The 12,523-nt window shown below is 54.6% G+C and carries 12 protein-coding genes and 1 pseudogene; 9 read left to right on the forward strand and 4 right to left on the reverse strand.

Features of this window, described 5'->3' with window-relative positions; translation table 11 throughout:
* The 5 genes from NTZ04_03795 to NTZ04_03815 all read left to right on the forward strand — a co-directional run.
* Positions 1-1,347 (forward strand): NAD(P)/FAD-dependent oxidoreductase (locus NTZ04_03795; GenBank protein MCX5991439.1); only part of this gene is annotated, 1,347 nt, incomplete at its 5' end.
* A 29-nt stretch (positions 1,348-1,376) separates the two neighbouring features.
* Positions 1,377-1,622 (forward strand): hypothetical protein, encoded by a 246-nt coding sequence (locus NTZ04_03800; GenBank protein MCX5991440.1) that lies wholly within the window; start codon positions 1,377-1,379, stop codon positions 1,620-1,622.
* A 355-nt stretch (positions 1,623-1,977) separates the two neighbouring features.
* Positions 1,978-2,103 carry a hypothetical protein gene (locus NTZ04_03805; GenBank protein ID MCX5991441.1) on the forward strand — a complete coding sequence of 42 codons (126 nt, stop codon included), beginning with the start codon at positions 1,978-1,980 and terminating at the stop codon, positions 2,101-2,103.
* Between the two features lie 168 nt (positions 2,104-2,271).
* On the forward strand, positions 2,272-2,736 hold the full coding sequence (locus NTZ04_03810) for a MarR family transcriptional regulator (protein ID MCX5991442.1): 465 nt from the start codon (positions 2,272-2,274) through the stop codon (positions 2,734-2,736).
* 975 nt (positions 2,737-3,711) lie between these two features.
* Entirely contained in the window at positions 3,712-4,668 is a 957-nt protein-coding gene (locus tag NTZ04_03815; GenBank protein ID MCX5991443.1) for an NAD(P)-dependent oxidoreductase, read from the forward strand.
* 250 nt (positions 4,669-4,918) lie between these two features.
* Here the strand turns inward: NTZ04_03815 and NTZ04_03820 are convergent.
* Both NTZ04_03820 and NTZ04_03825 read right to left on the reverse strand, forming a co-directional pair.
* Positions 4,919-5,014, reverse strand: a pseudogene (locus tag NTZ04_03820) (GIY-YIG nuclease family protein).
* A gap of 29 nt (positions 5,015-5,043) precedes the next feature.
* Positions 5,044-7,191, reverse strand: a complete 2,148-nt coding sequence (locus tag NTZ04_03825; GenBank protein MCX5991444.1) for a Tex family protein — start codon at positions 7,189-7,191, stop codon at positions 5,044-5,046.
* 549 nt (positions 7,192-7,740) lie between these two features.
* Here NTZ04_03825 and trpS point away from each other — a divergent pair.
* Together trpS and NTZ04_03835 are read left to right on the forward strand one after the other, a co-directional pair.
* Positions 7,741-8,736 carry a tryptophan--tRNA ligase gene (trpS, locus tag NTZ04_03830; protein MCX5991445.1) on the forward strand — a complete coding sequence of 332 codons (996 nt, stop codon included), beginning with the start codon at positions 7,741-7,743 and terminating at the stop codon, positions 8,734-8,736.
* The gene (locus NTZ04_03835; GenBank protein ID MCX5991446.1) at positions 8,733-9,560 is read left to right on the forward strand and encodes an inositol monophosphatase family protein; all 828 of its coding nucleotides are present in this window, start codon (positions 8,733-8,735) and stop codon (positions 9,558-9,560) included. The genes trpS and NTZ04_03835 overlap by 4 nt, the downstream gene beginning before the upstream one ends.
* Positions 9,561-9,679: 119 nt before the next feature.
* Here the strand turns inward: NTZ04_03835 and NTZ04_03840 are convergent, their stop codons facing one another.
* Both NTZ04_03840 and NTZ04_03845 read right to left on the reverse strand, forming a co-directional pair.
* Positions 9,680-10,846 (reverse strand): aminotransferase class I/II-fold pyridoxal phosphate-dependent enzyme, encoded by a 1,167-nt coding sequence (locus NTZ04_03840; protein ID MCX5991447.1) that lies wholly within the window; start codon positions 10,844-10,846, stop codon positions 9,680-9,682.
* Entirely contained in the window at positions 10,843-11,364 is a 522-nt protein-coding gene (locus NTZ04_03845) for an Lrp/AsnC family transcriptional regulator (GenBank protein MCX5991448.1), read from the reverse strand. Before NTZ04_03845 ends, NTZ04_03840 begins: the two co-directional genes overlap by 4 nt.
* 16 nt (positions 11,365-11,380) lie before the next feature.
* Here NTZ04_03845 and NTZ04_03850 point away from each other — a divergent pair, with 16 nt between their 5' ends.
* Both NTZ04_03850 and NTZ04_03855 read left to right on the forward strand, forming a co-directional pair.
* A complete protein-coding gene (locus tag NTZ04_03850; protein ID MCX5991449.1) occupies positions 11,381-11,665 on the forward strand; it encodes a hypothetical protein in 285 nt (94 codons plus the stop codon).
* On the forward strand, positions 11,665-12,523 hold an 859-nt coding region (locus NTZ04_03855; GenBank protein MCX5991450.1), incomplete at its 3' end, for a DUF932 domain-containing protein. The genes NTZ04_03850 and NTZ04_03855, both read left to right, overlap by 1 nt.

Raw genomic sequence — 12,523 nt, forward strand, 5'->3', positions numbered from 1 at the left:
GGCAAGTGCCTCTGCATCTATACAGATGTGGAGAAGACCTGTGCCTCTATAGCTAAGTTCTCCAAGAAAGATGCCGACAGCTATCGTCAGATGTACAAGCTGTTCGACGAGATGATGAAGAACATTGTCGGCCCGCAGACCTATGTCCCGATGGGGCCCGCTCCGCTCATGGCCGCCTTTGCTGAGTCGACATCTCTTGGTGCGCAGATGACTGCCATGACAGAGAAGACCCCGGAAGAGATAGTCTGCGAGATGTATGAGAATGATGTCGTGAGGACGCTCATGCTCTACGCCTGCTGCCACTGGGGTCTGGACTACAGCCAGTCAGGATTGAGCTACCTTATACCCCTCTACTTGAACAGGCTGGTGAACTATTATCTGGTGGCTGGCGGGTCTCACCGCATTTCCAATGCCCTGGTCAAGAGATACTTCGAGAACAAGGGACAGGTGCGCACCAGTGCCCAGATCAAGCGTTTCATCATCGAAAACGGCACTGCCAAGGGTGTGGAACTCGAAGACGGTACCCAGTACCTGGCTGACAAGGCCGTCATCAGCACGATTGATACCCACCAGACCTTCCTCAAGTATGTGGGGGAGAACAACCTGGACAAGGATTTCGTGGAAATGGTCAAGATCTGGCAGTGGGAGAAGTGGAGCCTCTTCGATGTGCATCTGGCCCTGGCGGAGCCGCCGCAGTTCAAGGCAGCCGCCTCCGATCCCCAGATTAACAAGGCCTTCATATACCTTATCGGCTACGAGAACCTGGCCAGCCTGAAACGCCACTGGGACGAGATGAAGCAGGGCAAGATGGCGGATGATGCCGGGTGCAACGCCACCTTCCCCAGTGTCCATGATTCCTACCAGGCGCCGCCTGGGAAGTGCTCCGGGCTCATCTCCCAGATGGCCGTCTATGATCTGAAAGATGGCGGGCATGAGAAATGGCTGAACCGCAAGTTCAGACAGGAGTATATGTGGAAGCAGATTGCCAAACTCCAGCAATACGCCCCCAATATGATGAAGGACAAGGTACTGCAGACGTACATCACTACTCCAGCCGACATTCAGAACAAGTTCGCCAATATGGTCAAGGGCGGCTACAAGCAGGGCGCCTACCACCCGCTCCAGATGGGATACCTCAGACCTAATCAGGATTGCTCACAGTACAGAACGCCGGTGAAGAACCTCTATGTAGGAGGGTCAAGCGTTGCTCCCGGTGGCTGTGTGATCTGGGGGCCGGGTTACAACTGCGCCAATGCAGTGGCCGAGGACCATAGAATAAAGAAGTGGTGGTCAGAGCCAAAGGTAGTCACCGAAGCAATCAAGAACAACTACGTCATGAGACCATAAGGTAGCTCACGAAAGGGAGTGAACACAAGATGCTATTCAGATCGACAGGACTGGGGAAGACAGAACTCAAAGCCAAGGTCTCCGGTATGACCCGTCAGGGCGACTATTTGATCCTGCAGGTAGATACCCTGGAGCCGGTGCGCTGGAAGATTAGAGCGGCCTTCAGCATGCCGGATATGTGGACAGTCATAAAGTTTATGCTCAGATTCTCCAATCTGAAGATCATGCTCTCCCGCCGGTGGTTCCGGGAGGCAAAGCACCCTGGCGAGTTTTAGCAACTCTCCAGCAGCATTCACCTGCGTAGTGGCGGTTCGCGAACTACCACTACGCATTCAAATGTCATCGCGAGGAGCGCAGCGACGAAGCAATCTCTGTAGTCCCTGAACGCTTAACCCCTGTCATAATCGTAGAACATCCACACCATAGCGTCTGGAAATTGATACCATAGTTCTAATGTGATATTCTAAATCGAATCTCAAGGCATAGTTATCCGATGATGACTTCATAGAGTTGGCTGTGGCATTGCTGGCTTGTCCAAAGCCAGCGTCTTTTGCAGAAGATGCAGATTTTGCAGTCTTGAGTCTGGCAATCAGGAATGAGCGTTGGAGAAGGTGTGGGAGGCACAACGGTATGTTCGGTTGGCTAAGATGGCAAACCCGTGCTGAGCGTGAGGGATTATCATCCCACTACGAGAGAGCGATGGATATCGAGTTAAACGGGATTCGGAAGGAGAAATCTGACCATGTGGATGCCTAGTCGTTTCCATCGAGGCAATGGCGGCCATAATCACTGCCCTGAGTGTGGATGCTTTGTGAAGAAGGCTGAATCTGTCAGTGGGCAGCCCATCACATTGTCGTGCACAAACCCGAAGTGTAGAAGCAGGCGGAGATAATTGCCCGGGCAAGACTGGATAGGAGCGGATCAATGACAAAAGAGAGAACCAAAGAGGAGCTTGTTGAAAGCGTTTTGGAGCTAGGGGAAAAGGCATTTCGTGACCTCTTCCCCATCTTGCCCAAAGAGTGGCTTAGCCTGGATCTGACTATGCCACAGCTCAAGGTTGTGCTCCTTCTGTTCCTGAACGGGCCAGAGCGAATGGGTACCATTGCTTCTGCATTAGGTGTTAGCCTGGCCACGGCAACGGGAGTGGTGGATCGTCTGGTAGAGAAGGATATGGCAACGCGGGAGGGTGACCCAAACGACCGCCGCATAGTCTTAATTCGCTTGTCAGATCAAGGAGAGAAGCTGATAACAGGGCTGTGGCAATTGGCACGAGGCAACGCTGAATTGCTGTTGAAGGCGCTTGATCAGCGAAAGCTGCAGCTACTTAATGAAGCACTACATTCACTTCTGGAGGCTGGGGAAGCAGCTAGAGAACAGCTGCAAATCTGATTGAGATGGGCCTTGGAGCAGGCCTACTCTCCACATAATAACTGGACAACTTCGGCTTGCCTTCGGTTGACAGCCTTCTGAAGTATCTTCTTAAGTGGCAGGGCATCAACGAGCACATTCTCTGTAGTGGGCGGTTCGCGAACCCGTTCTCACGCGCCCAAATGTCATTGCGAGGAGCGCAGCGACGAAGCAATCTCTGTAGCCCCTGAACCGCCCACTATGATCCATGAGCTATGAACCATGAATACACCCTGGTGGCTGTCGTCCTTCTGATGAATCCTTCGCTCCGTTCAGGGTGACAAGCCGTATGAATATCATTCTGACATATTGCCCACTGTCATGGTGACAGGCGCTTAGGTGTCATTCTGAGCGCAGCGAAGAATCTCGATTGTTACGCTGACTTGTGCAACCAGGCACTAGCTCGAGACGACCACGGTGGGCTCGATGTTACAATCCAGATATAAGTGCCAATCCAACATAATCTTTGTTATTAAGTGCCTGGGCCGGGTTGTCCGGGTGGTTCTGAACATGTTGGACAGTCTGATGCAATGGGTACATCATCGGTTTTAAGACTAAAGAGGGACGAGGGTCAGCTCACTACGAGTTGATATGGGGAATCCCGGATTCTATGCGGGCAGCTTTACCGGTCAGGTTTGCTCATTATGTATTCATTATATGTTTTGAGGATTACTCTCCGCCAATGCTTTGTCTGTCGCGTTGCCTCTCCCTGAAAGATTCCGCTAGTGTCACCAGTGCCCCAACATAAAGCTTGTCGCTGTCCAGGGAAAATGTCAGATGGCTTGCTTGCCATCTGTGGAGAGATATCTCATCTGCTTCTGGACACCCCACTCGTCAGCTATTGACAGTGGGTCAAACTGTCGGTATACTCCTAATAGTTTGTGTAGCGAAAAGCTACTCGGCTGTTCACGTCACATATCAGATGGCGTGAAGGGGTTCTCACCAAGGAGGGGGCGAATGCGTGTACTGGTTACTGGTGGGGCAGGCAGGCTTGGCATAAGCGTCTGCAAGATGCTCCAAAAGAAAGGCTTCGAGGCTAGAGTATTTGACCTTGCCTCGCCGCGGAATCGCAAGAGCGTCAAGGAACTAGGCAGTAAGGCAGAGGTGTTTTGGGGAGATATCACGGATGCCGATTCCGTACGGCAGGCAGTGGAGGGTGTCGATGCGGTCATTCACATGGCTGGCATCCTTCCTCCGGTGACGGAGGCCAACCCGGGCCTGGCCGCCAGAGTCAACGTTGGAGGCACTAAAACACTCGTTGATGTCATAAGGAACGGAGGAAAGCGCATCCCATTTGTCTTCACGTCTTCGGTGGCTGTCTTTGGACCGACCACTGCAGCCACAGAACCCATCAGCGTGGAGAAGAACGCCCCTGACCCAAAGGACGTGTATGGAGACACCAAGCTCAAGGCAGAGACCCTCATCAGGGAATCCGGCATCGGCTATGTGATACTGCGCCTGTCGGCAGCGATGTACACCGTCTTCGAGCTGAGCGACGTCCAGCGGTTATATGACATCCCGCTGAACAACAGGTTGGAGCTATGCCATCCGGACGAAGTCTCTCTGGCGATAGTAAATGCCATAGTGACCTTCGAAGCAGCCAAAGGGAACACCCTGATCATAAGCGGCGGGACCAAAGGGAGGATGCTCTACAAGGACATGGTAGGTAGTATTCTTGGAGTCCTCAGGTTGCCGCTGCCATCGGCCCGCAAGTTCACTCAGCAGCCGTTCTACCTGGACTGGTACGACACATCAAAATCGCAACTCCTGCTGCAGTATCAGCACAAGACGTTCGGCGACTACCTGGGGGACTACAGGGGAGCGCTGTCCCGGCGATTCTCGCCGGCTTTCCTGCCGTTCATGTGTTACTTCGTCGGCCCGCTTTTCGGGAAGCTGGTTATGAGACTGATATAGGCGTGCCCTGCATGACTCGACATTCGCCAAGTCCAGGCATGAGTGTCCGTGCACAGGAATGATTTGACACGCGGGCCTCTTCCCTGTTATTGAATTGATGCTATACGGTCGCAGTCAAGAGCAGCGCAGAGACTCTGGAAAGTGACCAATGGTCACTTAATTGTGGCTTCTCATCTGCTCCCGAAGTCAAAATACGGGTAACTCTAAATCTATAGGTGGTATCATTATTGGGGGCAGGTCAATTGGTTTCCTGGTGCCCCGCAAACCTGCGGGCAACATTAGTCGTAATTTTGGTATACAAACTTCCATCGTGACACCTAACCAGGTATAAGTGCCAATCCAACATAATCTTTGTTATTAAGTGTCTGCCCCGTGTTATCCGGGTGGGGACGCATCCGACTTCATTGACAGAGAAATGCGTTTACGTTCCGGATCGATCGTGAGCACCGTGACCGAAACCTTTTGATTGACCCTGACTACATCAGCCGGGTTTCTTACAAATTTATCAGACAGTTCGCTGATGTGCACGAGCCCGTCCTGGTGCACGCCGATGTCAACAAAAGCTCCAAAATTGGTCACATTGGTCACGATTCCGGCCAGCTTCATTCCCGGAGTGAGTCGGTCAATCGTCCTGATGTCCGCGGCGAAAGCGACCGCCTCAAAATGTTCACGAGGATCACGCCCCGGCTTGGCCAGCTCTACCATGATGTCCTGCAATGTCGGCAGCCCATACTCTTCCCCCGTGTAACTCTCAAGATTAATCCGGCGGCGCAAATCATCGCGGCGTATGAGGTCGGCCACCCCGCAGCCCATGTCCCTGGCCATGCAGTCTACGATATGATAGCTTTCCGGGTGCACGGCGCTGGCATCGAGGGGATTCTCTGCATTATCAATACGAAGGAACCCGGCGGCCAGCTCAAACGCCTTCGGGCCAAGCCGCGGTACTTTCTTGAGGTCTGCGCGGCTACGAAACGGGCCATTCTCATTTCTGTGGGCGATAACGTTCTTGGCCAGCGTGGGGCCAAGTCCCGAAACATAGGTGAGAAGCTGTTGACTGGCAGTATTTACTTTTACACCAACCTCATTTACACAGCTCATGACGGTTTCGTCGAGATTGCTCTTGAGTCTGCCTTGATCGACATCATGCTGGTATTGCCCCACCCCGATGGACTTGGGGTCTATCTTTACCAGTTCTGCGAGAGGGTCCAGTAGCCGCCGCCCGATGGATACCGCCCCGCGCACGGTGATATCCTGGTCAGGGAACTCTTCACGGGCGACGGCGGACGCGGAATAGATCGATGCGCCGCTTTCATTGACCATGACGACCGGCATTTTGTCCGGTAAGCTCAGCCCGCGAATGAATTCTTCGGTTTCCCGGCTGGCCGTGCCGTTGCCGATAGCAATAGCTTCAATGTGAAATCTTTGTATGAGATCGAGTATCGTTTGGCTGGCTTCCTGACTCCGCGCCGCCGACTGGTTCACGTAGATAACGGCATTGGCTAAAAGCTTGCCCTGAGGGTCCAGGCAAACCATCTTACAGCCGGTCCGATAACTGGGGTCGATGGCCAGTACAGCCCGCGGCCCCATTGGTGGAGCCATGAGTGTTTCACGCAGATTGCGCGCAAAGACACGGAGCGCCTCGTCATCGGCGCGCTCTTTAGCCTGCTGACGGATATCAGTTTCAATAGAGGGCGCTAGTAACCTCGGATAGCTATCCTCTACAGCCAGAACCACCTGTGCCGAAGCGGCACCGGTACTTTTAATGAAGCGTCGGTGCAGGAATGACAGCGCTTTTTCTTGAGGCGGTCTTATCCTGAGTTTCAGGAACCCCTCGTTCTCGCCACGCAACATAGCCAGCATCCGGTGACTGGGCACTCGGGCAACCGTCTCCTGCCAGTCGAAATAATTGCCATATTTGATGCCTTCGCCTTCCTTACCTTTAACCACGCTTGATTGAATGATTCCTTCTCGGTAAAAAAGACTGCGTATGATCTGCCTTGCCTGGGTGTCTTCATTGACCCACTCGGCAATGATGTCACGCGCTCCGGCCAGGGCATCCTCAATCGAACCGACACCTTTTTCCATGTTCACGAACGCGAGAGCTTCGTGAGACGGATTAGCAACCTCCTGAGCCAGTATCAGCTCGGCGAGAGGCTCAAGCCCTTTTTCTTTAGCCATGGTGGCCCGGGTGCGCCGTTTGGGGCGGTAGGGAAGGTAAATATCCTCCAATGCGGTCAGGGTCGCCGCCGATTCGACAGAACTGCGTAACTCGGCTGTGAGTACATTCTGTTCCTCAAGTGATTTCAGGATTGCCTGGCGCCGACTATCGAGCGCCGCCAGCCGTGTCAGGCCGTCCCGTATTTCGCCAAGTACCACCTCGTCAAGTGACCCGGTTTTCTCCTTGCGATAGCGTGCAATGAATGGAATAGTCGCTCCCGCATCAAGCAGGGACCTGACAGCCTCTACTTGCTGGTGTGTGACTCCTGCCTGGTTGGCAATGGTCATGCTATGAGTTTCAAGCATTGCGTTTTTATCTCCAGGTGATGGATATCGATAATTGTACTACATAGTTCCCGCGCTCTTAAATCAACTGCTATATCCCAAATCCGTGGATTCTCAAAGTGGGTGTCATCCTTCTGCGGAAGGACGACCTGCCCCGTATGTCAAAAGTGGGTGTCAGGTCCCCGACCTGACCACGTCATTCCTGCGTAGGCAGGAATCCAGAGGGGTGGTACCATACCCTCTGGCCTCCACTTGGAGAGGCTGTCCGAAAACTCTAAAAATTGGAGTTTTTTGAAGCTAGCCATTTCTCTGCTCAAAGCTGAGACATTTACATTTCGGACAGCCTCTGACATTAACGCGAAGTAATCCACGGATTAAGGATATGGGGATATTAAGAAGGTGCGCTGAATTTCATGTCTGAGGGCTAGGCGTGAAAGTATGGGGCAAAAATGAACGAGTTTTAGTCCGTGATCTAACAACACGTCACATTGTGCAGGCCAGCCCCCCCCCATTTATATCTGACCACCCCAACGTGCTATAATTGAACCCGCAAAGGAACAAGCCTGCTAGATGAAGAAGCGCGTTTTCTCCGGTGCCCGCCCCACAGGCCGACAGCATATCGGCAACTACCTCGGGGCGATCCAGAATTACGTCAGTCTCCAGAATGAGTACGAGTGTGTCTACTGCATCGTTGACCTTCACGCACTGACTACCCTTCAGGGTGCTGAAGCAGTTAGGCACATTCAGCAGAATATCCGCGAGATGATCCTCGACTGGCTGGCAGCGGGGCTTGACCCGCAGAAGAGCATCCTTTTTGTCCAGTCAGAGGTGCCCGAGGTGACTGAGCTTCACACCCTGCTGAGCATGACTACCCCGTTGAGCTGGCTGATGAGGGTGCCCACCTTCAAGGAGAAGGTGAAGATGCAGCCGGATAATGTGAACTACGGACTGCTGGGCTACCCCGTGCTGATGACCTCGGACATCGTGCTCTATAAGGCCGAGTTTGTCCCGGTGGGTGAAGATCAATTGCCCCACCTGGAACTGGCCCGCGAGATCGTGAGGCGTTTCAACAGCCTCTACGGCGATACCTTCCCCGAACCCCAGCCGAAGATGACCAGCGCACCGCTGATCCTGGGCCTGGACGGCGTGCAGAAGATGAGCAAGCAGCTTAATAACCACATTGAGCTGGCAGCTACGCCGCAGGAGACCGCTGAGCGGATAATGACCGCTTTCACCGATCCAGCCCGGAAGCGCAAGAGCGATCCGGGGCATCCCGAAATCTGCAATATCTACCGCCTTCATCAGTTGTTTAAACCTGGCAAGGCGGAAGAGATAGCCCCGCAGTGCCGCAGCGCGGCCATTGGCTGCGTGGAATGCAAACGGCTGCTGGCTCAGGAGATCAACGAGGCCCTGGCACCCCTCCGCGAAAGGCGGAGTGAGTTGGCTACCAGGCCGGAGTATGTCAGGGATGTGCTGGCCGAGGGGGCGCAGCGCGCCCGGGCCATCGCCAGGGAGACTATCAGGGAAGTCAAAGACAGAATGGGTCTTATTTCGAAGGGAATATGATGGTGCGTTTACCTTTGTCCCGAAGCGGCAGAGAAGTTCTGGAGATAGCCACCCAGGCAGCAGAGGAGGCAGGAAGCCTCCTCTTAAAGCATATGCACGGCCAACTGAAGCTGGGGTACAAGGAGGGAAGAGCTAACCTGGTTACTGATGTGGATGTTCTGGCCGAGAAGAGCGTCATGTCCGTTCTCCGTAGTGAGTATCCGGATTTCGATATCCTTTCCGAGGAGTCTCCAGCTATAGTCCAGGGTTCCCCCTATACCTGGGTCATCGATCCTCTGGACGGTACCAATAACTACGTCCACGGCGTTCCCTTCTTCTGCGTGGCCATCGCCCTGGCGAGCAGCCAGGAAGTGCTTTTAGGAGTGACTTACGATCCGGTGAGGAGAGAGCTTTTCGCGGCGCAGAAAGGATATGGTGCCTCACTTAATGGACAGCCGATCTCCGTGGCCCGGCGCACGTCGATGAAGGAGTGTTTTCTTGGCTGTGACCTGGGCTATGATGCCGATAAAGGGAAGGCGATGCTGGACGCCGCGGGGTCTTGCTGGCCCGAACTGGGTGGTCTGAGGTTGATGGGGTCGGCAGCTTTGGGCCTGGCTTACGTCGCCTGCGGGCGACTGGATGCTTACATCCATCCCTATCTCTACCCCTGGGATCTGGCCGGCGCCGTTGCGCTGGTGGAGGGAGCAAAGGGGAAGATGACCGACTGGCAGGGCAAACCGGCCACTATTCACAGCAGGGAGATCGTGGCGGGCAATGAGATAGTGCACCGGCAGTTTCTGGCACTAATCGAGGGCCAGCCGCAACTGCGTTTCAATGACATCTGAGGCATATCAGGGATGGCTTTACCCCACCCCGGGAGTGCTTCGTCGCCCATCTTAGTAGTCCTTCACTTTGTGAAGGACTCGCAATGACACAGAAATAATGACTGCTGTCCTGCGTCAGCCTACACAGGGCGGTGCTTGTGGACAAACCTGGCCATTCTGTTCAGTGCCTCCCCAATATTGCTCATTGAGGTAGCATAGCAGCAACGGATATGCCCTTCCCCGCATTTGCCGAACGCTGTGCCGGGGACCACAGCTACCTTCTCTTCCATGAGCAGGCTCTCCGCAAACTCCTCTGAAGACATGCCGGTGCTTCTGATCGAGGGGAAGGCGTAGAAAGCCCCCCTGGGCTCAAAGCAGTCCAGCCCCATATTGTTGAGTCCCTTGACAATGACGTGGCGGCGGCGGTCGTATTCTTCTATCATCCGCTTTGCTTCCGGCTCCCCTGACCTGAGGGCTTCGATGGCGGCTATCTGCCCCATGGTGGGAGCGCATAGCGCCGTGTATTGATGAATCTTGGTCATAGCAGCGATGATCTCGTGACTGGCGGCTGCGTATCCGATACGCCACCCTGTCATGGCGTAGGCTTTGGAAAAGCCTCCCAGCATAATGGTGTAGTCCTTCATACCGGGCAGGCAGGCAAAGCTGGTAGGCTCCATGTCGTAGACCAGCAGGTTGTAGATCTCGTCGGAGATGACCAGCAGTTTGCGCCGCCTGGCTACATCGGCAATCTCGGCCAGTCTTTCCATTTCCATTACCGCCCCGGTGGGATTGGACGGGTAGCCAATGAGAATGGCTTTGGTTCTGGGCGTGATGGCAGCTTCGACATCGGAGGCCGGCAGCCTGAATTCATTTTCACAGTAGGTGGGAACCTGGACGGGCACGCCGTCGGCAAAAAGGACACATGCCGGATAGGCCACGTAGGCCGGATCGGGCATGATCACTTCGTTTCCAGGGTCGATGATGGCCCGCACTGCCAGGTCGAGTCCCTCGCTGACACCGCTGGTGATGAGGAGCTCGGTATCGGGATCGTAGTCCAGATTGTAGGTCCTCTTGAGATAGGCAGACAGTTCCCGGCGCAGTTCCAGCATCCCCGCATTGGAGGTGTACATGGTGAAGCCTTGCTCCAGAGATCGGATGGCTGCCTCGGTGATATGCCACGGGGTGGCAAAATCGGGTTCGCCCACCCCCATGGAGATAACCCCCTCCATGGAGGAGATGAGATCGAAGAACTTCCTGATACCTGAAGGTGGTACCTTATCCAGACGTCTTGCCGTGCACTTTTTCATATGGTCAGCGGCAACCGCCTGTCCTCCCCTCCGGCATCCAGGATTTCGCCGTCCTCCTTGTAGCGCTTGAGCAGGAAATGGGTCACTGTTCCATGGACACCATCCAGAGGAGCCAGCTTCTGAGAGACGAAGGAGGCGACTTCCTGCATAGTCTTGCCGACCACAAAGACCGCCAGGTCGTAGGTGCCGGAGACCAGATAGAGCGTGCGAACCTGAGGGAAGCGGTAGATGCGTTCGGCCACAGCATCAAATCCCACGTCCTTCTGGGGCTGCATTTTTACCTCGATCATGGCCCATACCTTCTCATCATGGCCTACCTTCTCCCAGTTAATCATGGTCTTGTACTTGACAATGACGCGTTTCCTCTCGGCCTTCTTGATGATGTTCTTCACCTCAGCCACTGATATGCCGGTCATGGTGGCAATCTGTTTCGGTGTTGCCCTGGCATCATTTTCCAGAATCTCCAGAATCTTCCTCATCCCATCTCCTTTCGGCCGCGTCTCCAACCGACCACTCATATTGTTGCTCATTATAGTGGATGGATTCATTGTTCTCAAGGGGTTGGGTGGATATGAGGATGGGCACGGCTACTCAGAAGTTACCACCCGCATTGTCAGGGAGATTTGCGCCCCCGAGGAGCGCCCATTCTTCGACGCAGGGTGGATCAGTGTCTCTCTCGGTGTCGAAATTGCATGGATACACTTTAACCCCCGACTCGACGCAGTCCAAATCACTTGTTGGGATAGGCCAACTGTCAACCTTGAAAACCCGTGCGACAAAGAGACCACAGCCACACTGAAGAAGGAGGAAACCGAATAATGGCGCACCTAATCGAAACCATGATGTATGTCCGAGAGGAACCCTGGCACGGACTGGGGCAAAAGCTGGAGGCAGAATGCACCAGCGCCGAGGCACTCAGAGCCGCAGGTCTGGACTGGGAGGTGGAGCTCATCCCGGTCTACCGTGGCGACCTGATGGACAGGACAATCCTGATACCCGACAAGCGCGCAGTGGTCCGCAAGACAGACGGCCGCTGCTATAACGTGGTCGGTGCCCAGTACACCCCCATCCAGAACGCCCAGGCGTTTGCGTTCTTCGACGACGTGGTGGGCACAGGCCAGGCCGTATACCACACCGCCGGAAGCATCGCCAACGGAGCCAAGGTTTGGATTCTGGCAAAGCTACCCCAGACCCAGGCAGTCCGTGGCGTTGACCTGATGGAGAACTACTTGCTGCTAGTCAATGGGCACGATGGCAGCCTGAGCTTTCAGATGCTCTGGACACCCGTCCGCGTGGTCTGTAACAACACCCTTGTGAGAGCGCTGGGCAAGACCAACGGTCAGCTTTTCGTCACCCGCCACTCACCCAACATCCAGGCCAGAGTAGACCTGGCACAGCAGACGCTCGGAATCACCACGCAGAAATTTGAGGTCTTCATGGCCCAGGCCGAGCGCATCGCCGGGCAGTCCTTCCTCAAGGCCGAGATGGACGAATTCCTTGCTAACGTACTGGAAATCAGGCCAGACGTGCCACTTGAGAAGCAGCCCCACAAGGTCAAGGCCATGGCCAGGATCGAAGAGCTTGTTGAGGTCGGCGCTGGACTGCAACAGGCCGAGATCAGAGGGACAAAATGGGCACTTTATAACGCCCTCACGGAATGGGTAGACCATGAGCGCC

It is taken from the genome of Chloroflexota bacterium (assembly GCA_026389585.1).
Taxonomy (GTDB): Bacteria; Chloroflexota; Dehalococcoidia; order UBA2247; family RBG-13-53-26; genus JAPLHP01.